The following is a 20,811-nucleotide window of genomic DNA, read 5'->3' as shown; positions in this document are numbered from 1 at the left end:
GGCTCACGGCTTGAGCCAGGTTCCCTGGCTCTGGGTTTCGCAAAACGGCTTCAAATACGCCGCATCCGTGGCTACGCCGTAATAGTGAATATCCTGCCGGTAAGGCATATTGGCGACTTGGGCGTTGTTGCACACGCCGAACGCGCCAGAGGGGCATTGGTCGACGTACTGCACCTCAACTTTCTGGTCAGGAAGGTTCGGCTGGCAGAAACCATCGGCGAACAGTTTTTCCGGAATGTTGCGGTTCTGCTGGCAGACTTTCACGTCGAGTCGCGCAGCCGTGCTATGTACCACGCAGGCTTGAGCCAGCGCCTCACCTGAAGTGAGCGCCAGGAGCAACGACAATCCCATCAACCGCATCCTTACCTCCTCAGAAACTTTCGACCATGTTGCAGAACATTCCCACTCATGTCATTGCTGGCCCCTTGGGTGCCGGCAAGACCAGCCTGATCAAGCACTTGCTGGCGCAGCGGCCAGCGAATGAGCGTTGGGCAGTGCTGATCAACGAGTTCGGTCAGATCGGCCTCGACGCTGCATTGCTGACTCAGGACGCCGATGGTATCGCACTGGGTGAAGTGGCCGGGGGCTGTTTGTGTTGCGTGAATGGTGCGCCGTTTCAGATCGGCCTCGGGCGTTTGCTGCGCAAGGCGCGGCCGGATCGACTGTTTATCGAGCCCTCCGGGCTGGGGCATCCGGCGCAATTGCTCAGGCAATTGAGTGAGGTGCCGTGGCAAGGTGTGTTGGCTGTTCAACCCTGCGTGCTGGTGCTGGACGCCCAGGCACTTGCTGCCGGCAAACCGCTGCCGGTGGCGCAACAGGAAGCGCTCAAGAGCGCCGGGTTGTTGCTGATGAATAAAGCCGAAAATATCGACGATGCTGATCGTCAGCGAATCACCGCACAGTTGCCGGCGCGTCCGTTGTACTGGACGCAGCAAGCCGCGTTGCCATTGAGTGAGTTACCAGGGCTTGGGGTTCAGGCTGTAGCGGCTGTGGATAACTTCGTTGCGCCCAAAGGATTGGCACAGCTGCCAGCCATCTGGACCGATCCTGCGCTGCCAATTTGCTTGAGCCAGGAGCAGGAGGGCGGCTGGAGCGTTGGGTGGCGTTGGCATCCCAGTCAGGCTTTCGACGCGACGCTCGTTGGCCGTTGGCTTGAAAGCCTTGCCTGGCGGCGGGCGAAGCTGGTTATCCACAGCATCGACGGTTGGGTTTCGGCGAATGCGCTGGAAAACTCGGTGCTGGATTGGCAGCCCAGCGAATGGCGGCGTGATTCGCGTATCGAGCTGATTTTCAGTGAGCCGCAGGATGTTGATTCATTGCAAAGAGCTCTAGCCGACTGCCGGTCGAGCCCGACTTGAATCAAGGACGCCATTTAGTGTGTTCTTGCCGCCACTGGCTCATCTCGATCACCTCAGCGCGCGGTTTCACTACATCGGTCACCGCAGGTGTGTCGTCGAACGGCATCGGGTAGGGCGCCAGCTCAATCTGTGCACTGTGGGCGCCGAACTGGGTGATGGTGCCGTTGTGACGGCTTTCACCGGTCACGGTGAATTCGAAGTTATACACACGGGCGAGGCGCCGCCGGCCGTTGGCGTCTTTAATGAATGCGATCTTCTTCAAGGCCACGTTGCCGTCCAGCAGCTCGATTCCGAGCTTTGCGCAATGCAGCTTGACCCGCTCCAGCGCGCGCTCGCGCAAGCCATGGTTGTGCCATAACCACGCGCCACCGGTGGCAAGCAGCATCAGGACGAAGATATTTCCAAGGGTCAGCATCAACACGTTGCTCCAACAAGATAGTGTCAGCTTAACTGCGTCGCCGGTCTGTCGTACAGGCTGCGTTTAGTCGCATACTGCGCGGCTTGAATTTCAATCGTTTGACGGAAAACCCACCGCATGAAACGTACGCCCCATCTGCTCGCCATCCAGTCCCACGTGGTGTTCGGCCACGCTGGCAACAGCGCCGCGGTTTTCCCGATGCAGCGGGTCGGGGTGAATGTCTGGCCGCTCAATACGGTGCAGTTCTCCAACCACACCCAGTACGGCCAGTGGGCCGGTGAAGTGCTGGCGCCGCATCAGATTCCCGACCTGGTCGAAGGCATCGCGGCGATTGGCGAACTGGGCAACTGCGACGCCGTGCTGTCTGGCTATCTCGGCAGTGCTGCCCAGGGTCGGGCGATCCTGACGGGGGTGGCGCGGATCAAGTCGATGAATCCCAAGGCACTGTATCTGTGTGACCCGGTGATGGGCCATCCGGAGAAGGGTTGCAGCGTGCCCGCGGAAGTCAGCGATTTTCTGCTGGAGGAGGCGGCTGCCGTGGCGGACTTCATGTGCCCGAACCAGCTGGAGCTGGACAGCTTTTCGGGGCGCAAGCCGCAATCGTTGTTCGATTGCCTGGCCATGGCGCGAGCGCTGCTGACGCGCGGTCCGAAGGCTGTGCTGGTCAAGCATCTGGACTATCCCGGTAAACTGGCGGATGTTTTCGAGATGTTGTTGGTGACGGCCGAAGGCAGCTGGCATTTGCGCCGTCCGCTGCTGGCGTTCCCGCGTCAGCCGGTGGGCGTCGGCGACCTGACCTCCGGACTGTTTCTGGCTCGCGTGCTGTTGGGCGATAGCCTGGTGGCGGCTTTCGAATTCGCAGCGTCGGCGGTGCATGAAGTGCTGCTGGAAACCCAGGCTTGCTCCAGCTATGAGCTGGAACTGGTGCGGGCTCAGGACCGGATTGCCCACCCGCGAGTGCGGTTTGAAGCGACACCGATCAGTTTGTAACAACATTCGCGGAAAAAAATCGCAGCCTTTGCGCTGGCTGCGACTTTGTCGATATCAGGCGTCGCCCTTGATGTCCTGATAACGCTTTTCCAGCTCCTGACGAATCTGCCGACGTTGCTGGGCCTGCATGAAGCGGCGTTTGTCTTCGCTGTTCTGCGGTTGCAGTGGCGGGACAACAGCCGGTTTGCGGTCGTCATCCACTGCGACCATGGTGAAGAAGCAGCTGTTGGTGTGGCGCACCGAGCGCTCGCGGATGTTTTCGGTCACTACCTTGATGCCCACCTCCATGGAGGTGTTGCCGGTGTAATTGACCGAGGCCAGAAAGGTCACCAGTTCGCCGACATGGATCGGTTCACGAAAAATCACCTGGTCCACCGACAGGGTCACCACGTAGCGGCCGGCATAACGGCTGGCGCACGCGTAAGCCACTTCGTCGAGGTATTTGAGCAAGGTACCGCCGTGGACATTGCCAGAGAAGTTGGCCATGTCGGGGGTCATCAATACCGTCATCGACAGTTGTGCGTTTCCGGGTTCCATAGCGTTCTCACGGTTCAAGGCAGAATTTCGGGAGGGCGGCACCTCTGCGGGCGCCTCGTCAGCTTTTTCAAACCAACAGTTATCGGGACGCCGGGCAGGTGGCTGCCGTCACGCCTGGATCGATCTGTTTCCATATATTGCACCGCCTTTCTGCCGGAAGTCGCGGTGTTAACCTTCAAAAGCCCCTTCTCAAGGGTAATTCCCACGCGGAAAGTGGATTTTTACCTTGTTCGAACAGACCTTTCCCACGTCTGTCGCTTGAGCAATGTCACCCAAGGAGCCCCACACCATGCACGCCATCAGTTTTATTCAGGACCTGGCAGTGATCATGTTGATCGCGGGTGTGGTGACCGTGCTGTTTCATCGCTTCAAACAACCGGTGGTACTCGGCTACATCGTCGCCGGCTTCATCATCGGCCCGCACACCCCGCCGTTCAGCCTGATCCACGATGAAGAAACCATCAAAACCCTCGCCGAACTCGGGGTGATTTTCCTGATGTTCTGCCTGGGCCTGGAGTTCAGCCTGCGCAAGCTGTTCAAGGTCGGCGCCACGGCGTTCATTGCGGCGTATTTGGAAATCGTGCTGATGATCTGGATCGGCTACGAAATTGGTCGCTGGTTTGACTGGAACTCCATGGACTCGCTGTTCCTTGGCGCGATCCTGGCGATTTCGTCCACCACCATCATCGTCAAGGCGCTCAACGACCTGAAGATGAAGAATGAGCGCTTCGCGCAGCTGATTTTCGGCGTGCTGATCGTTGAAGACATCCTTGGCATCGGCATCATCGCCTTGTTGTCGAGCATCGCGGTCAGCGGCACGGTCAGTTCTGGCGAAGTGTTTTCCACGGTCGGCAAGCTCTCGCTGTTCATGATTGTCGCACTGGTGATCGGCATCCTGCTGGTGCCGCGATTGCTGGCTTACGTGGCGAAGTTCGAAAGCAATGAAATGCTGCTGATCACGGTGTTAGGCCTGTGTTTCGGCTTCTGTTTGCTGGTGGTCAAACTTGAGTACAGCATGGTGCTCGGTGCCTTCCTGATTGGCGCGATCATGGCTGAGTCCCGGCAATTGCTGAAAATCGAGCGCTTGATCGAACCGGTTCGCGATCTGTTCAGTGCGATCTTCTTTGTCGCCATCGGGCTGATGCTCGATCCGATGATCCTGCTGCAATACGCGTGGCCGATTGCGGTGATCACCGTGGCTGTGGTGCTGGGCAAGATGTTTTCTTGCGGTCTTGGCGCCTTTATCGCTGGCAATGATGGACGCACCTCACTTCGCGTCGGGATGGGGCTTTCGCAGATTGGCGAATTTTCTTTCATCATCGCCGCGCTTGGCATGACGTTGCAGGTCACCAGCAACTTCCTTTACCCGGTCGCCGTTGCCGTCTCGGTGATCACCACGTTGCTGACGCCCTACCTGATCCGCGCGGCTGATCCGCTGTCGATCAAGCTCGCCGCGGTGATGCCGAAGCGACTGGGCAGGGTATTGGGGATGTACGGCGAATGGCTGCGCAGCATCCAGCCTCAGGGCGAGGGCGCGCTGTTGGCGTCGATGATTCGGCGGATTCTGTTGCAGGTGGGAGTCAATCTGGCGCTGGTGATTGCGATCTTCTTCTCGGGTGCTTTTTTCGCCGAGCGCATGTCCGCTTACCTGCAAGACTGGATCAGCGACCCGAGCTGGCAGAAAGCGTTGATTTGGGGCGGGGCGTTGCTGTTGTCGCTACCGTTCCTGATCGCCGCCTATCGCAAGCTCAAGGCGCTCTCGATGCTGTTGGCGGAGATGGGCGTGAAGCCGGAGAAGGCCGGCCGCCAGACGCAGCGAGTGCGTCGGGTGATCGCCGAAGTGATCCCGATCCTCTCGCTGCTGGTGATTTTTCTGCTGCTGGCAGCCTTGTCGGCCAGTATTCTGCCGACCAACAAGTTGCTGGTGCTGATCGTCGTCGTCGCGGCCGCTGTAGCGGCGCTGCTCTGGCGCTGGTTCATCCGCGTACACACGCGGATGCAGGTGGCGTTGCTCGAAACACTGGACAACCACAAGGACTCCTCAAGCCACTGAGACCTCTGTAGCAGCTGCCGAAGGCTGCGTTCGACTGCGTAGCAGTCGCAAGTCAGGCAATGAGGAGTTTCAGGGTAATCGAGTCGCAGGGTCTACGACTGCTTCGTCCGAATGCGGCCCGAACCGAGCGCAGGCTGCGCCAGCTGCTATGGCTACAAGTCGAGCTCAATCAGCTTTCCAGCCAGACGTCCCGCGCCCAGTGCCACACCGATTCCCAGGTTTCTTCGGCGATCAGCTCTTCTTCGGCCAACCACAGCACCACGGTGCCGTCTTCTTCGACCAGGTAGTAGTTGTCACCGTCCTGGCAGATCGGAATCATGCTGCGATCAACACCCGCATCCCAGGCGTTGGCGGCAACGTCCGGCAGGTAGGTGTGGGATTGCGGGTCGGTAACGGTTACCGGCTCCAGGCTGCCGTAGACGACGTCGCTGACGGTCAGCAAAAATTCTCTGAAGACAAATGGAATGTCGATGAACAGCTGTTCTTCGATTTCTACCAGTTGATCTTCGTCGGGTAACTCCAAGGGGACCGGTACCGGTTCGTTGGCTTCACGCAGTTGTTCGATGATTTCTTCCACGTCCGGGATCCTCTTGCTTGATGGCGCGGTTTAGTTGGGGCGGTTTATACAGTAGCTCGCTATAGATGCAACCGCGAAATAGAAAACCCCAGCCGAGGCTGGGGTTTTTATTACAGCATGCTTAACGCGGGAGGGATCAGCCGTTCTGGCGGATACCGGCGACCAGCCAAGGCTGGTTCTCGCCCTGCGGACGTTCCATGTTCCAGCTTTCGCTGAACACTTCGCCCTGGTCGAAACGCGAGCTCTTCGACACACCGGTGAAGGTCAGGGTGGCGATGGTCTTGTCGGCACGGTCATCCACGCCGTCCAGTTGAACATTGAGGTTATCAATGTAGGTGGACTGGAAATCGTCGCCCAGATCGGCACGTTCGCGCTTGAGGAACTCCAGCAGTTGCGGGGTCACGAACTCGGCGATCTTGTCCATTTCGTTGGCGTCCCAGTGTTGCTGCAGGGACTGGAAGTGGTTGCGGGCCGCTTCAATGAAATTATTTTCATTGAACCAGGCCGGAGCATTGATTACCGGACGAGCGGCAACCGGTGCTGCCGAGCCGCCGAAGATCGAACCCATGGCCGTTGGCTTCTGCTCGAACACTTCACGCTGCATCGGAGCGCCAGCTGGAGCCATGTGCTCCTGTTGCTTGCGACGACGAGCGGCGATGAAACGGAAGACCAGGAAGGCGATGACCGCCATGATCAGGATGTCGAAGATCTGCATGCCCTGGAAGCCGCCGCCCATGAACATGGAGGCCAACAGGCCACCGGCCGCGATACCGGCCAGAGGGCCGAGCCAGCGCGAAGCACCGCCGGCCTTGGCGGCAGCGCCAGCAGCACCGGCCGCGCCCGCAGTGGCGGCAGCACCACCTGCGGCAGAAGAAGGAGCCATTTGGCTGGTCTGGTGAGTCGGTGCAGCGCCGGAGCTCTTGCCGCCACCAAAGCGCTTGGCGGCATTGGCGTCGAGGCTCATCGTCAGGCCGATGCACAACGCCATGGCGATGCTAAGAAAACGTTTCATAAAGGGAATTCCCATTTGTGGATGGCACGCACGCCATGTTGCACAGCTGAAGTGTTACTGGCTAGCGGCAGAGTGTTTCGGGCTTTTGCCTGACAGGTTGTATTCAGCTTCAGTCAGCGCAATAAGGCCTGTTAACTTTGGTCTGTAAGACGAGTGGATAAGTTCTGTAGGAATGCCCGCAGCGAGTGCAGCGCAGATAGATCGTTCCCATGCAGAGCGTGGGAACGATCATCGGAACCTAAATAGCTTCCAGCTTCGCATAACCCAACATCAGCCACTTGCTGCCTTCGCTAAAGTTCACCTGCACCCGAGCCTGAGCCCCGGCACCTTCGAAGTTCAGGATCACGCCGTCGCCGAACACCGAATGCCGCACGGCCTGGCCAAGGCTGAACCCGGTGTCCGGGATCTCGCTACCGCCAAACAGGCTGCTGGAGCTCTGCTGCTGGCCACCGCCGAACGGACGGCTGACGCTGTTGGACAGCCGCACTTCCTGGATCAGGCCTTTCGGCACTTCACGTACGAAACGCGACACCTTGTTGTAAGTCTCGCTGCCGTACAGGCGTCGGGTTTCAGCATAGGTCATCACCAGGTTCTGCATGGCCCGGGTGATACCGACGTAGGCCAAACGGCGCTCCTCTTCAAGACGACCCGGTTCTTCAAGGCTCATCTTGTGCGGGAACAGGCCTTCTTCCATGCCCACCAGGAACACGTAAGGGAATTCCAGACCCTTGGCGCTGTGCAAAGTCATCAACTGAATGCTGTCTTCGTGCTCGTCGGCCTGAGTATCTCCGGCCTCCAGTGACGCGTGACCGAGGAACGCCGCCAATGGCGTCAGATCTTCGTCTTCTTCAGCGTTTTCGAAGTTGCGTGCGGCGCTGACCAGTTCCTCAAGGTTTTCTACCCGAGCCTGGCCTTTTTCGCCTTTTTCCGCTTCGTGGTAGGCAATCAGCCCGGACTGCTCGATGACAGTCTGGGTCATCAGGTGCAGTGGCATGTCCATGCACTTGGCGGCGAGGTTCTCGATCAGCTCGATAAATGCGCCAAGAGCACCGGCCGCGCGACCGGTCAGGCCTTTATTGGCGACCAGCAGGCGCATGGCTTCCCACATCGACACATCGCTGTGACGGGCATGGTCGCGAATCGCTTCGACGGTTTTCTCACCGATACCACGGGCCGGGACGTTGATCACCCGCTCCAGTGCTGCATCGTTGCCGCGACCTTCCAGCAAGCGCAGGTAGGCCATGGCGTTTTTGATTTCTGCCCGCTCGAAGAAGCGCTGACCGCCATAGATGCGGTACGGAATGCGCTCACGCAGCAAGGCTTCTTCCAAAACGCGTGATTGGGCGTTGGAGCGGTACAAAATCGCGATATCACTGCGAGCCAAGCCGGTTTTCAGCGCGCTTTCGATGGTTTCCACCACGTAGCGTGCTTCATCGTGTTCGTTGAACGCGGCGTACAGGTTGATCGCTTCGCCTTCGCCACCGTCGGTCCACAGCTCTTTGCCCATGCGTCCCGTGTTGTTGGCGATCAGGGCGTTGGCTGCTTTAAGGATACCGGCGGTGGAGCGGTAGTTTTGCTCCAGACGAATGGTTTCAGCATCCGGAAAATCGTCGGAATACTGATAAATGTTTTCGATTTTCGCGCCGCGCCAGCCGTAGATCGACTGATCGTCGTCGCCGACCACCATCAGGCTGTCACCGCCCTTGGCCAGCAGTCGCAACCAGGCGTACTGCACGGCGTTGGTGTCCTGGAACTCGTCCACCAAAATGTGCCGGAAGCGCTTCTGGTAGTGCGCCAGCAGGCCCGGATGATCGCGCCACAGATCGAGGGCACGCAGCAGCAGTTCGGAGAAATCGATCACGCCAGCGCGCAGGCACGCAGCCTCATAGGCTTCATAAATGCTGCGCATGGTCGCCAGGAACAGATCGCCGCTGGCTTGAATGTGTTGCGGACGCAGACCTTCGTCTTTCTGCCCGTTGATGAACCATTGGGCCTGACGGGCCGGCCAGCGTTGCTCGTCCAGACCCAGCTCGCGGATCACTCGCTTGACCAGTCGTTGCTGGTCGTCGCTGTCGAGAATCTGGAAAGTCTGGCTCAGGCCGGCTTCCTGCCAGTGCGCCCGCAGCAAGCGGTGCGCCAGGCCGTGGAAGGTGCCGACCCACATGCCGGCCGGGCTGATACCCATCAGCTGCTCGATGCGATGACGCATCTCGGCAGCGGCCTTATTGGTGAAGGTCACCGACAGGATGGAGTGGGGCGAGGCGTTTTCGACCTGGATCAACCAGGCGATACGGTGCACCAGCACTCGGGTTTTACCGGAACCAGCACCGGCCAGGACCAACTGACGACCCACGGAGGCAGCTACGGCCTGGCGTTGGGCATCGTTGAGGGAGTTCAGCAGAAGGGAGAGATCATCGCGCATCGGGGCATTCTAGGGTGCGCCGTCACACCGGGCAAACCGAGCTTTGCATTAGCCGATGAAAGAAGCACGGATGACGACCGGTCGGTCACTGGCTTGCAGGCGTTGGCGGGGCTCGCTCCAAGGCTTTTCAGGGGGTAAAGGGGGCTGCAGTTTTTGTCGATTTTATGACCTGGGGCAGTTTGGTCCGGGCATTTGCTTGTGTATGCTCCGTCGACGTTTCGGGCTCATGCTCACCATTATAAGAACAAGAACATTGCCTATGACCCTCAGCACCGACCTGTCGGGCCCCGTTGTGGAGCCCCGGGTTATCCGCAAACAGTACGCCATGGAAATGGCGGTCGAACGCACGCGTCTGCTTTATCAGGGCTCGTTGCTGCCCACGTTATTCATGTTGATCAACGGTCTGGTCTGCGCTGGCTTGCTTTGGAGTCCGCAACGTTACTTTCTGGTCAGCGTCTGGCTGGTGTGGCTGTTGTCGCTGGTGGCGTTGCGGGTAATTCAAGTCGCGGCCTTCGATTCGGCGATACCCAATCGTCAGGCCCATCCGATCTGGCGCCGCATGTTTTTGCTGGGTTCGGCCATGACCGGCCTGACCCTGGCCGGCGCCGGCATTGCGCTGGTACCGGCCGATAACTTCATGCAGCAAGCCTGGGTGTTTGGCCTGATCGGCGCCGCAGCGCTTTCGGCCAGTGTTGCCTACGCGGTCAGCCTGCCGGCGTTCCTGTCCTTTACCTTGCCCTGTCTGTTGCCGGCCATCGGCTATCTGTTCTTGGGCGGCGATGAGCAAGATCAGGGATGGGGCTGGTTCGGGCTGATTTTACTGGGTGCGTTGAGTGTGGTTGCCTGGCAGGTCAATCGGCTCATCGATAGCGGACTGTTGCGGCGCTTCCAGAATCAGGCACTGATCGAGCACTTGCAGCAGGCGCAAAGCTGCAGCGACCAGCTCAATCAAAAGCTGGCCAAGGAAATCGACCAGCGCCGTCGTGCCGAAGACGAGCTGCGGCAAATTCAGATCGAGCTGGAAAGCCGAGTTGCCCAGCGCAGCCTGGAGCTGGACGCCGCCAATCAGGCCCTGAGCAAGAGTGAAGCGCGTCTGGCGCTGGCGTTGAAGGCCAGTGAGCTCGGGTTGTGGGACTGGAACCTGCAAACCGACGAAGTCCATCACACCCACCTTCAGGAGCTGTTCGGCCTGGAACCGGAACTCGTAACGGCGATGCTCCGCCACCTCAAGCCGCGCTTGCACCCTGATGACTTGCCGTCGCTCAAGCGCGCGCTGGTCGAGCATTTGAAGGGCCGCAGCGAGGACTACCAAATCGAGTACCGCGTGCGCCACGGCGATGGCCATTGGGTCTGGATCGAGGACCGTGGCCGGGCCGTTGAGCGTGGGGAAAATGGCCGAGTGATCCGCATGGTCGGCACCCGTCGCGACATCAGCGTCAGCAAAGGCTTGGAAGAGCAGCGGCAATTGGCCGCGACGGTGTTCGAGGCCGCCAGCGAAGGTATCGTGATTTTCGATCCGAATTACGCGCTGATCGCGGTCAATCAGGCCTTCAGCCGAGTCACCGGCTACGACATTGAAGACATGATCGGACGCAACGTGGTCGAGTTGCCGTGCAGTCGCGACGCCCGCCGGCACTACGCGGCGATTCATCAGGCACTGGAGCAGCACGGCAGTTGGCAGGGCGAGCTGGTAGAAACCCGCAAGAATGGCGAGGTGTATCCGCAATGGTTGCAACTCAATGCTGTGCGCGATGCTCGGGGAAATGTGAGCCATATCGTGGGCTTCTTCGCCGATCTATCGGCTCGCCGCGAATCCGAAGAACGCATGCGTTACCTGACCCATTACGATGAATTGACTGGGCTGGCCAACCGTTCACTGTTCCGCGAACGGCTAAGCGAGGCCCATCAGCGGGTGCGCCAGGGCGGCTACCGCAGTCTGGCGTTGCTGCACATCAATCTGGATCGCTTCAAGCTGCTCAACGACAGCCTTGGCCATGAAATCGCCGACCAGCTCTTGCAGAAAATGGCCCGGCGGCTGGTCAACGCGTTGCCTGAGGCGGACACCATCGCTCGCTTATCCGGCGATGAATTTGCCGTGTTGTTCAATGCCTACGGCAACCTGTCGAGTCTGGCGCGGGTGGCGACCCGACTGTCGACCAAACTGCGTTTGCCAATCACTGTCGATGGCCATGAGTTGGTGGTCAGCGCATCCATGGGCATCAGCATGTTGCCGGACAACGCGCGAGAAATTTCCGCGCTGGTCCATCAGTCAAATATGGCCATGCAGCACGCCAAGCATCTGGGCGGAAATAACTTCCAGTTCTACACGGACAGCCTGCAAGCCAGCACGCTGGAGCGCTTGCAGCTGGAAAATCAGCTGCGTAAAGCCATCGAAGAGAAGCAGCTGAAGGTGTTTTACCAACCGAAGCTGTGCCTCGCTACGGGCCGGTTGAATGCCGCCGAGGCACTGGTGCGCTGGGATCATCCGACCATGGGCCGTGTGCCGCCGGGGGACTTCATCGGCCTGGCCGAGGAGACCGGGTTGATCGGCCCTATTGGCGAGTTCGTGTTGCGTCAGGCCTGCTGGCAAGCCTGTGAGTGGCAGCGCCAGGGGCTTGCGCCGATTCGGGTGTCGGTCAATCTGTCGGTGCATCAACTGCGTCAGGGCAAGCTGGTCAGCCTTGTCCGCCAGGTGCTGGAAGAAACCGGCCTGGCGCCGCACTACCTCGAACTGGAACTCACCGAAAGTCAGCTGCTGGACAGCGTCGAGCACATCATCGCGACCTTCCAGCAACTGCGGGATTTGGGGGTCAAGTTGGCGATAGATGACTTTGGCACCGGGTATTCGTCCCTGAGCTACCTCAAGCGCATCCCGGTGGATTACGTGAAGATCGATCAGGCGTTTATCCGCGGTCTGGGGGAGGGCAGCGAGGACGCGGCGATCACCCGGGCGATCATTGCCATGGCGCACGGCTTGTCGTTGAAAGTAGTGGCTGAAGGGGTGGAGCGGCAGGAGCAGCTTGAGTTTTTGAAAACCGAGCACTGCGATGAAGTGCAGGGGTATTTGATCAGCCGCCCGGTCGAGGCCGATGGCCTGGCCGAGCTGTTGCGTGCGGACGCGAAACCCTTGTAGGGGCTACATGGAGCGCATGTGGCGTGAAATGGGGACATCGAGTTACGCATTGAGCAGGCAAAAAGCCGATTCTTGTAGTATAACTACAAGCGCGCTACATCCCCGGCACTGCCAATAACAAAGAGTCCAGCCCTTTGAATCTGCTGCAACACATCGCCCAGTCACGCCACCTCTTACGCAAGTCGGAGCTCAAGGTCGCAGACCACGTGCTGCTTGATCCTGCGGCGGTGATGCACAGCTCCATGGCCGACCTGGCCCACAACGTGGGCATCAGCGAACCGACCATCGTGCGCTTTTGCCGCGCCATCGGTTGTTCCGGTTTCCAGGATTTGAAGCTGAAGCTGGCGCAGAGTCTTGCTGCCGGCGCGAGCTTCGGGCAGTTCGCGATCCATGAAGATGATTCGGTCGCTGACTACAGCCTGAAAATCTTCGACACCACGCTGCACACCCTGATGGAGGTTCGCGAGAAGCTCGATCCGGTGGAGTTGCAGCGTGCTGTGTCGCTCATGTCTCAGGCTCAGCGGGTCGAGTTCTATGGCTTTGGCGCGTCGGGTGCAGTGGCGGCCGATGCCCAGCACAAGTTCTTCCGTTTGTTGCTGACGGCGGCGGCGTATTCCGACCCGCACATGCAGGCGATGTCGGCGGTCACGTTGAAACCGACCGATGTGGCAATCTGTATTTCCCAGTCCGGGCGTTCCAAAGATTTGTTGATCACCGCCAACCTGGTGCGCGAAAGCGGCGCTTCGCTGATTACCTTGTGCCCGAGCCAGACACCGTTGGCCGAGCTGTCGACCGTCAACCTGGCGATCGATGTGCACGAAGACACTGAGATCTATACACCGCTGACCTCGCGCATCGCCCACCTGGTGGTGATCGACGTGTTGGCGATGGGCGTGGCCATGGCGCGTGGGCCGAGCCTGGTCAATCACCTCAAGAGCGTCAAACGCAGCCTGCGCAGCTTGCGGCTGTCGCCTAAATCGGTAAAAGCGCTGGACGATTGAGCTTGATCTGAAATGGCTGGAAGGTCGTTCCGACCTTATCGCGAGCAGGCTCGCTCCCACATTATTTGATCGCGTTCTCCTGTGGGAGCGAGCCTGCTCGCGAAACCGTCCTAGAAAGCGCCGAAAATTCACATCCCTGTAACCCTCCCGCCGCCAAACCGTCATCCCTCGAGCCTATCTTGAAACTCCCGTAATCGCCTTGGGAGACTCGAAATGGCCCAGCCCTACGAAGAACGCAACAGCGCCGCCAGAACCCGTCGTCAGCAGGAAGACCAGCGCCGCATGGAGTTTCGTCGCGCTATCGAAGATCGCTGCGATCGTCGCCAACTGCTGGCCGAGATCGGTGATTGCCCTGAGCTGGAGCTCAACTACTGGCAGGCGGCACCGGCAACTTCCCGTCGAAACGCTCAACCAGCGCGCTGATCTGCACCCGCTCGCTGCGAATAAACGCAAGGAACGCGTGCGCCACCGGTGACAGCCGTTTCGCCTTGGCTTGCACCAGGCACCAGCTGCGGTACAACGGCAGCTCTTCGACTGGCAGCTCTATGAGTGCGCCGGTCGCCAACTCAAGGTTCAGGGCGTGGCGCGTCAACAGCGCCAGGCCCAGACCCGCCCGTACGCATTCACGCTGGGCTTCGGCCGACGCCACCTCTTGGGTCTGCGTGAAGTGCACGCGCTTCTCCTTGAAATACTCCTCGCAAGCCAGTCGCGTACCGGAGCCCGGTTCGCGCAACAGCAGCGTATAAGGCTCCAGATCCTGCAAGCGCAGCTGTCCCATATGGGACAGCGGATGATCCGGCGGCGCCACGGCCACGATTGGATTGTTGAGAAACGGCAGAAACTCCAACCCCATGTCTTGCGGCACCATCGACATAATCACCAAATCATCGCGATTGTCCGAAAGGCGTCGAATCACTTGTCCGCGGTTAACCACCGTCAGGTGCAGGTTCACTTCCGGATGCTGGCGCTTGAACGCGGCAAACAGGTGCGGCACGAAATACTTGGCGCTGGATTCCACCGCCAGTTTCAGCTGTCCTTGCAGCGATCCCTGCATGTCAGAAAGCTGCATGTCGAGGTTTTCCAGGCGCCCGAAAATGTCCCGGCTGGCGCGTTGAAGGGCTTCGGCTGCCTCGGTCATGTAGAGCTTTTTGCCGACGTAATCGAACAAAGGTTGACCAATCAGCTCCTCAAGTTGACGAATCTGTAGGCTCACGGCAGGTTGTGTGAGAGACATTTCATCGGCTGCGCGGCTGTAGGACCGCAAATCACAGACCTCATTGAAGATCTGTAATTGACGTAATGTCATACGCATCAAGGACTTACGCATTTTATAGACGCTCTCACCGCAGGCTGATGCGTCAACTATAAGTCTTTACTTATGGCTGACCCAATAATTAATCATTTTTGTTAATCCCTTCTGGGGGCTAGTGTGGGGCTGCGACTGAATCGAAACATTTGGTCACGCGTCGACCTGGTCTAGCAGGTCGTGGGTACCACCGGCTCAAGGGAACCTCCAAGTGATAAAAAAGATCCTGATCGCCAACCGTGGTGAGATTGCCGTACGAATCGTACGTGCCTGCGCCGAGATGGGCATTCGCTCGGTCGCGATCTATTCCGACGCCGACCGCCATGCCTTGCATGTGAAACGCGCGGACGAGGCCCACAGCATCGGTGCCGAGCCACTGGCCGGTTACCTGAATGCGCGCAAGCTGGTGAATCTGGCGGTAGAAACCGGTTGCGATGCGCTGCACCCCGGCTACGGTTTCCTCTCGGAAAACGCCGAACTGGCAGACATCTGCGCTGAACGCGGCATCAAATTCATCGGTCCATCGGCTGAAGTGATTCGCCGCATGGGCGACAAGACTGAAGCCCGTCGCAGCATGATCAAGGCTGGCGTACCCGTCACCCCGGGAACCGAAGGCAACGTCGCGGATATCGCGGAAGCTTTGATCGAAGGCGACCGCATCGGTTATCCGGTGATGCTCAAGGCGACTTCCGGTGGTGGTGGCCGTGGTATCCGTCGCTGCGACAGCCGGGAAGAACTTGAACAAGCATTCCCTCGGGTCATTTCCGAAGCGACCAAGGCCTTTGGTTCGGCGGAAGTGTTCCTGGAAAAATGCATCGTCAATCCGAAACACATCGAAGCGCAGATCCTCGGCGACAGTTTTGGCAACGTGGTGCACCTGTTCGAGCGTGACTGCTCGATCCAGCGCCGTAACCAGAAGCTCATCGAGATCGCCCCAAGCCCGCAGCTGACTCCGGAACAGCGCGCCTACATCGGCGACCTGTCGGTGCGCGCAGCCAAGGCCGTAGGTTACGAGAACGCCGGCACCGTGGAGTTCCTGCTCGCCGAAGGCGAGGTGTACTTCATGGAGATGAACACCCGGGTGCAAGTGGAACACACGATCACCGAAGAAATCACCGGCATCGACATCGTTCGCGAGCAGATCCGCATCGCCTCCGGTTTGCCGCTTTCGGTGAAACAGGAAGACATCCAGCACCGCGGTTTCGCGCTGCAATTCCGAATCAACGCCGAAGACCCGAAAAACAACTTCCTGCCGAGCTTCGGCAAGATCACCCGTTACTACGCACCCGGCGGTCCCGGCGTACGTACCGACACCGCGATCTACACCGGCTACACCATTCCGCCGTTCTACGACTCCATGTGCCTGAAACTGGTGGTCTGGGCGCTGACCTGGGAAGAGGCGATGGACCGTGGCTTGCGCGCCCTCGACGACATGCGTCTGCAAGGGGTCAAGACCACCGCCGCGTACTACCAGGAAATCCTGCGTAACCCGGAATTCCGTAGCGGCCAGTTCAATACCAGCTTCGTTGAAAGCCACCCTGAACTGACCAACTACTCGATCAAGCGCAAACCCGAAGAGCTGGCCCTGGCCATCGCCGCCGCCATCGCCGCCCACGCAGGCCTGTGAGGAATACTCCAATGACTAACTCTTTACCTACAAAGCGTATCCACGTAACCGACACAATCCTGCGCGACGCCCACCAATCGCTGCTCGCGACTCGCATGCGCACCGAAGACATGCTGCCGATCTGCGACAAGCTCGACAAAGTCGGCTACTGGTCGCTGGAAGTCTGGGGCGGCGCGACCTTCGACGCCTGCGTTCGCTTCCTGAAAGAAGACCCGTGGGAGCGTCTGCGCCAACTGCGCGCTGCGCTGCCTAACACTCGCCTGCAAATGCTCCTGCGTGGCCAGAACCTGCTGGGCTACCGCCACTACAGCGACGACGTGGTCAAAGCCTTCGTCGCCAAAGCCGCGGTCAACGGCATCGATGTGTTCCGCATCTTCGACGCCATGAACGACGTGCGTAACCTGCGAGTCGCCATCGAAGCGGTGAAAGCGGCTGGCAAACACGCTCAAGGCACCATCGCATACACCACCAGCCCGGTGCACACCATCGAGGCATTCGTGGCGCAAGCCAAGCAGATGGAAGCCATGGGTTGCGACTCGGTGGCGATCAAGGACATGGCCGGCCTGCTGACGCCGTACGCCACCGGCGAACTGGTCAAAGCGTTGAAGTCCGAGCAATCGCTGCCCGTGTTCATTCACTCGCACGATACCGCGGGCATGGCAACGATGTGCCAACTGAAGGCCATCGAGAACGGCGCCGATCACATCGACACCGCGATCTCCAGCTTCGCCTCGGGCACCAGCCATCCGGGCACCGAATCGATGGTCGCCGCCCTTAAAGGCAGCGAGTTCGACACCGGCCTGAACCTGGAACTGCTGCAAGAGATTGGCTTGTACTTCTACGCCGTGCGCAAGAAGTACCACCAGTTCGAAAGCGAGTTCACCGCCGTCGATACCCGCGTTCAAGTCAACCAGGTCCCGGGCGGGATGATTTCCAACCTGGCCAACCAGTTGAAAGAGCAGGGCGCCCTGAACCGCATGGCCGAAGTGCTGGCCGAAATCCCGCGCGTTCGTGAAGACCTCGGCTTCCCGCCGCTGGTGACCCCGACCTCGCAGATCGTCGGCACCCAGGCGTTCTTCAACGTGCTGGCCGGCGAGCGCTACAAGACCATCACCAACGAAGTGAAGCTTTACCTGCAGGGCGGCTACGGCAAGGCGCCAGGCACCGTGAACGAAAAACTGCGTCGCCAGGCCATCGGCAGCGAAGAAGTGATCGACGTGCGCCCGGCCGACCTGCTCAAGCCGGAGATGACCAAACTGCGTGCCGAAATCGGCACCGTGGCCAAGTCTGAAGAAGACGTGCTGACCTACGCCATGTTCCCGGACATCGGTCGCAAGTTCCTCGAAGAACGCGCCGCCGGCACCCTGACGCCTGAAGTGCTGCTACCGATTCCTGAAGCCGGCGGTGTGACCTCTGCCGGTGGCGAAGGCGTGCCGACCGAGTTCGTCATCGACGTCCACGGCGAAACCTACCGCGTCGACATCACCGGTGTCGGCGTCAAGGCTGAAGGCAAGCGTCACTTCTACCTGTCCATCGACGGCATGCCGGAAGAAGTGGTGTTCGAACCGCTCAACGAATTCGTCAGCGGCGGCAGCAGCAAGCGCAAGCAAGCCACTGCGCCGGGCCACGTCAGCACCACCATGCCGGGCAACATCGTCGACGTGCTGGTCAAGGAAGGCGACACCGTGAAAGCCGGTCAGGCCGTACTGATCACCGAAGCGATGAAGATGGAAACCGAAGTCCAGGCGGCCATCGCCGGCAAAGTCACCGCCATCCACGTGGCCAAGGGCGACCGGGTGAATCCGGGCGAAATCCTGATCGAGATCGAAGGCTGAGTTAACAGCCTCGATATACCGCTTTAAACCTCGGGGGGGCACGTGCTCCCCTTTTTTTCGCCCCGGGTTTGTGGCTGTTAGAAACTCATTCGCCACTGACCCGTGACACCGTGGTTTCGGCTGTCGGTGCCGATCTCGCCAGTGAGGCCGACGCCCAGGGTGTGTTTTGCTGACAATCCAAAGTCCAGCCCTGCATCGACCAGCAGACTGTCACGATCCAGCGGCGCGCCGGAAACGGTGAAGTTTTTTCCGCCCGCAACCAATCGTTGGCGGGTATCGCTGTAGACGTCCCCGTAAGTGTGTTTCCAGCCGGCACTGAACCGCGGCGTCAGTTGCATGCCGTTATCCAGCGTGTTGAGCTTCGCCAGCCGCAGGCCGAATGTGCTGTTCAAATTGTTCTGCGTTTGACCGTGGACCTTCAGTGCCGCTGCGCCACCTTTTTCTGTGTAAGTGTCGCGCTGATAGCGTTGGTAGCCCAGGCTGGCAAACGGTTCGATGCTGACGTTCGCCCGGCCCAGGTTGTAACCCAATTCCGCAAAGGCCTGCTGGGTGTTGGCATCGTAACGGCCTTCGGGGCGGTCGCTGAAACCTTTGAAGGCAACCCGGCGTTTAGTGCTGCCGTCGTGGTTGCTATAGGTCGCGCCCAGGCGCAGGGACATTGGTCCGTTTTGACGTAGGGCATAAGCTCCCAAATGCCAGCTGTCGAGATCGCCGTCGAGTCCGCGGCTGTCCAGGCGCGTTTCGGATTTGCCGCCCATCACCCCGATGCGCCATTCCTCATCGATGCCCCAGTCCGCTCCCAGTACCAGGCCGTGGGTTGTGTGTTTCAGAGCGTCGTAATCGCGATCCAGCGTCCCACCGTGACCCAATGCTTGAAGCCAGACTCGGCCATTGTCCTCGCTGCCGGCGGCCAGGCGTGGTGCATTGCGCTTGGTGGAATTGGCGTAGCTACTGGCGCTGTCCAGCTGACGCATGGCTGAGAGCATGGTCGCGCTGATTGGGCTGTCACTGTTCAGGGTCGCTTTCGCAAGGTTGGCATTCTGGCTGCCGTCCAGTTGGTCGATGGCCTGGGAGGCTGTTTCGGTGGTGGAGGCGAGCAGGGCCGTGACAGCGGTGTTCGCGGTATTGGGAGGTGTCTGCGCCGTCGGACTGGCTTTGGGCTCTTCAATACTGCGGGCGAGTTCCCGACCGTTTTCGTTGGTCGCGAGATTCTCGAAAAGCACTTCGTTGCGAGCGTAGGTCAGGCGAACGGCCTTTTTGTCGCTGTAGTCCGGGGTAGCCGTCATGAACGCCAGGTTGCTGCTGACTCGACTGAATGTTCCTTCGACCTGATCTGCGGAAATTACCGTGTAATTAGTGGTTTGTGCGTAGTCACCGGGCAGAGCGGTAACCAGTAAAGACGCGCCACCAAGCTTGGCGATTCCCTCGACGTAAATAATCTCTGAAGTATCAGCCTTATCCGTTACTTCGTAGGCGAGTGTGGCGCTTTCGCTAAGCGTAAGATCTCCTCTAATGGAAGGAGCCCCCAAATTTTTACTGACCAGCAACTGACCGTCCACGTGCAAGCCGCCTACTTTACCGTAGCCGCCGTAGGTGCCTCCGCTATCAACGTACACAGTGCCTTTTATAGCGCCTAGGTTAAATAGCGTAGCGTCTTTCCTTACATCGGCACCTTCATGGAAGTCGTTGCTGCCATTTAATGTCCATGCACCTTTCGCGACGCGCAGGGCAGCAAAATTGGTTGTGTCTCCTACTGTGCCGCCGTCTACGGAATTAAGGAGTAGCCCGTTGACTCCGTTGCCGCCATCAAGTTCTCCATCCCATCGGGCGCCTCTGTTGATGACCAGGAGGTCATCCGCGTTGCCCAATACCAGCGAGACGCCGTCGATGTTTTGGAGTGGCTCTGAGATGAGGGTGTGTTGAGTGGTGTAGTCGTTCTGGAAATGAGCGAACGGGTCTACCTCCGCAGGAGCGGATGCTACTTCGGAATCGGTGGGCTCGGGAAAGTTAAGAGACTCATAGAAGGCGTCATCGAAGTCGACTGCAACGGTGGCAAGCGGTTCAGCTGTCACTGGCCGAACTGTCTGCCCTTCATCCGACCCGTTTGTGGCCTGGGCAGCATTTTCACGTGGACCGATGAACTCCTTGATCGCGAAAAGATCATCGAAGCGCTCATTGGGCTTGGGGGTTTTTTTACGAGGTTTGGTGGTCGGCGCCTCGGAATTGACTTGAGGCTCCGGTTGCTGCGCCATGGAGACTTCTATGCAACCCACTGCAAGCGCAACGGCCAGCGCCAGATGTTTTGGTCGGTATTTGTGTTGAACGGGCATCGAGTACGGCCTCTTTTGAAAGGAGGCCAACTCTAAGAGGGAGGCTATAGGCGCCGATGTCAGCTGCTTCCGACGGGCTTGCGGGGGTTGTCAGAAGGTTGTGTAGAAAATTACCGGCCTCCTGAGGAAGGCTGTTTTTACCCGTTCGGACTGACGCTTTTTCTTACAACAAATCGAGACATGGTCGGCTATCGCAACTCGGAAACTCATCT

At 59.2% G+C, this 20,811-nt stretch carries 16 protein-coding genes; 8 read left to right on the top strand and 8 right to left on the bottom strand.

Going from position 1 to position 20,811, the window contains the following annotated elements:
- Positions 1–3 precede the first annotated feature (3 nt).
- Positions 4–360 carry an NADH:ubiquinone oxidoreductase gene (locus tag QFX16_RS29105; protein ID WP_283182279.1) on the bottom strand — a complete coding sequence of 119 codons (357 nt, stop codon included), beginning with the start codon at positions 358–360 and terminating at the stop codon, positions 4–6.
- 26 nt (positions 361–386) lie between these two features.
- On the opposite strand from QFX16_RS29105, the gene QFX16_RS29100 reads away from it, so the two are divergent.
- Complete coding sequence (locus QFX16_RS29100; protein WP_283182278.1) at positions 387–1,358, top strand: CobW family GTP-binding protein; 972 nt, start codon at positions 387–389, stop codon at positions 1,356–1,358.
- A gap of 1 nt (position 1,359) precedes the next feature.
- On the opposite strand, the gene QFX16_RS29095 is transcribed toward QFX16_RS29100, so the two are convergent.
- A complete protein-coding gene (locus tag QFX16_RS29095; protein ID WP_129439855.1) occupies positions 1,360–1,773 on the bottom strand; it encodes a DUF3301 domain-containing protein in 414 nt (137 codons plus the stop codon).
- 120 nt (positions 1,774–1,893) lie between these two features.
- Between QFX16_RS29095 and pdxY the strand changes: the two genes are divergently transcribed.
- A complete protein-coding gene (pdxY, locus tag QFX16_RS29090) occupies positions 1,894–2,766 on the top strand; it encodes a pyridoxal kinase PdxY (protein ID WP_283182277.1) in 873 nt (290 codons plus the stop codon).
- A 54-nt stretch (positions 2,767–2,820) separates the two neighbouring features.
- Here the strand turns inward: pdxY and QFX16_RS29085 are convergent, their stop codons facing one another.
- The gene (locus QFX16_RS29085) at positions 2,821–3,303 is read right to left on the bottom strand and encodes an acyl-CoA thioesterase (RefSeq protein ID WP_008156660.1); all 483 of its coding nucleotides are present in this window, start codon (positions 3,301–3,303) and stop codon (positions 2,821–2,823) included.
- A gap of 289 nt (positions 3,304–3,592) precedes the next feature.
- On the opposite strand from QFX16_RS29085, the gene QFX16_RS29080 reads away from it, so the two are divergent.
- Complete coding sequence (locus QFX16_RS29080) at positions 3,593–5,356, top strand: cation:proton antiporter (RefSeq protein WP_283182276.1); 1,764 nt, start codon at positions 3,593–3,595, stop codon at positions 5,354–5,356.
- Between the two features lie 169 nt (positions 5,357–5,525).
- On the opposite strand, the gene QFX16_RS29075 is transcribed toward QFX16_RS29080, so the two are convergent.
- The 3 genes from QFX16_RS29075 to uvrD form a co-directional block, all read right to left on the bottom strand.
- A complete protein-coding gene (locus tag QFX16_RS29075; protein WP_008156656.1) occupies positions 5,526–5,933 on the bottom strand; it encodes an SMI1/KNR4 family protein in 408 nt (135 codons plus the stop codon).
- 136 nt (positions 5,934–6,069) lie between these two features.
- A complete protein-coding gene (locus tag QFX16_RS29070) occupies positions 6,070–6,945 on the bottom strand; it encodes a Tim44 domain-containing protein (RefSeq protein ID WP_283182275.1) in 876 nt (291 codons plus the stop codon).
- Between the two features lie 238 nt (positions 6,946–7,183).
- Positions 7,184–9,367, bottom strand: coding sequence for a DNA helicase II (gene uvrD, locus QFX16_RS29065; protein ID WP_283182274.1), 2,184 nt, complete (start codon positions 9,365–9,367; stop codon positions 7,184–7,186).
- 259 nt (positions 9,368–9,626) lie between these two features.
- Here uvrD and QFX16_RS29060 point away from each other — a divergent pair, with 259 nt between their 5' ends.
- The 3 genes from QFX16_RS29060 to QFX16_RS29050 all read left to right on the top strand — a co-directional run bounded on the left by QFX16_RS29060 (position 9,627) and on the right by QFX16_RS29050 (position 13,924).
- Positions 9,627–12,500 (top strand): EAL domain-containing protein, encoded by a 2,874-nt coding sequence (locus QFX16_RS29060; RefSeq protein WP_283182273.1) that lies wholly within the window; start codon positions 9,627–9,629, stop codon positions 12,498–12,500.
- A gap of 134 nt (positions 12,501–12,634) precedes the next feature.
- Positions 12,635–13,501, top strand: coding sequence for a transcriptional regulator HexR (gene hexR / locus QFX16_RS29055; protein ID WP_008156648.1), 867 nt, complete (start codon positions 12,635–12,637; stop codon positions 13,499–13,501).
- Positions 13,502–13,714: 213 nt separating this feature from the next.
- Positions 13,715–13,924, top strand: coding sequence for a PA3496 family putative envelope integrity protein (locus QFX16_RS29050; RefSeq protein WP_283182272.1), 210 nt, complete (start codon positions 13,715–13,717; stop codon positions 13,922–13,924).
- Here QFX16_RS29050 and QFX16_RS29045 read toward each other — a convergent pair.
- Positions 13,866–14,828: a LysR family transcriptional regulator gene (locus QFX16_RS29045; RefSeq protein WP_283182271.1), complete on the bottom strand. Its 963-nt coding sequence runs from the start codon at positions 14,826–14,828 to the stop codon at positions 13,866–13,868. The genes QFX16_RS29050 and QFX16_RS29045 overlap by 59 nt on opposite strands.
- A gap of 190 nt (positions 14,829–15,018) precedes the next feature.
- Here QFX16_RS29045 and QFX16_RS29040 point away from each other — a divergent pair, with 190 nt between their 5' ends.
- Together QFX16_RS29040 and oadA are read left to right on the top strand one after the other, a co-directional pair.
- The gene (locus tag QFX16_RS29040; protein WP_008156643.1) at positions 15,019–16,434 is read left to right on the top strand and encodes an acetyl-CoA carboxylase biotin carboxylase subunit; all 1,416 of its coding nucleotides are present in this window, start codon (positions 15,019–15,021) and stop codon (positions 16,432–16,434) included.
- 11 nt (positions 16,435–16,445) lie between these two features.
- Positions 16,446–18,269, top strand: coding sequence for a sodium-extruding oxaloacetate decarboxylase subunit alpha (gene oadA / locus QFX16_RS29035; protein WP_283182270.1), 1,824 nt, complete (start codon positions 16,446–16,448; stop codon positions 18,267–18,269).
- A gap of 77 nt (positions 18,270–18,346) precedes the next feature.
- On the opposite strand, the gene QFX16_RS29030 is transcribed toward oadA, so the two are convergent.
- Positions 18,347–20,599, bottom strand: coding sequence for an autotransporter outer membrane beta-barrel domain-containing protein (locus QFX16_RS29030; protein ID WP_283182269.1), 2,253 nt, complete (start codon positions 20,597–20,599; stop codon positions 18,347–18,349).
- Positions 20,600–20,811: the final 212 nt, after the last annotated feature.

Source organism: Pseudomonas svalbardensis (genome assembly GCF_030053115.1).
In the GTDB taxonomy this organism is placed as follows: Bacteria; Pseudomonadota; Gammaproteobacteria; order Pseudomonadales; family Pseudomonadaceae; genus Aquipseudomonas; species Aquipseudomonas svalbardensis.
This window is presented reverse-complemented; position numbering and strand designations above follow the sequence as displayed.

Excerpts from the sequence above, each read along its gene's own strand:
- QFX16_RS29105 (WP_283182279.1), bottom strand. The coding sequence starts at position 360 with ATGCGGTTGATGGGATTGTCGTTGCTCCTGGCGCTCACTTCAGGTGAG.
- uvrD (WP_283182274.1), bottom strand. The coding sequence starts at position 9,367 with ATGCGCGATGATCTCTCCCTTCTGCTGAACTCCCTCAACGATGCCCAA.
- QFX16_RS29050 (WP_283182272.1), top strand. The coding sequence starts at position 13,715 with ATGGCCCAGCCCTACGAAGAACGCAACAGCGCCGCCAGAACCCGTCGT.
- QFX16_RS29070 (WP_283182275.1), bottom strand. The coding sequence starts at position 6,945 with ATGAAACGTTTTCTTAGCATCGCCATGGCGTTGTGCATCGGCCTGACG.
- QFX16_RS29080 (WP_283182276.1), top strand. The coding sequence starts at position 3,593 with ATGCACGCCATCAGTTTTATTCAGGACCTGGCAGTGATCATGTTGATC.
- QFX16_RS29045 (WP_283182271.1), bottom strand. The coding sequence starts at position 14,828 with ATGCGTAAGTCCTTGATGCGTATGACATTACGTCAATTACAGATCTTC.
- QFX16_RS29060 (WP_283182273.1), top strand. The coding sequence starts at position 9,627 with ATGACCCTCAGCACCGACCTGTCGGGCCCCGTTGTGGAGCCCCGGGTT.
- pdxY (WP_283182277.1), top strand. The coding sequence starts at position 1,894 with ATGAAACGTACGCCCCATCTGCTCGCCATCCAGTCCCACGTGGTGTTC.
- QFX16_RS29085 (WP_008156660.1), bottom strand. The coding sequence starts at position 3,303 with ATGGAACCCGGAAACGCACAACTGTCGATGACGGTATTGATGACCCCC.
- QFX16_RS29030 (WP_283182269.1), bottom strand. The coding sequence starts at position 20,599 with ATGCCCGTTCAACACAAATACCGACCAAAACATCTGGCGCTGGCCGTT.
- oadA (WP_283182270.1), top strand. The coding sequence starts at position 16,446 with ATGACTAACTCTTTACCTACAAAGCGTATCCACGTAACCGACACAATC.
- QFX16_RS29095 (WP_129439855.1), bottom strand. The coding sequence starts at position 1,773 with ATGCTGACCCTTGGAAATATCTTCGTCCTGATGCTGCTTGCCACCGGT.
- QFX16_RS29100 (WP_283182278.1), top strand. The coding sequence starts at position 387 with ATGTTGCAGAACATTCCCACTCATGTCATTGCTGGCCCCTTGGGTGCC.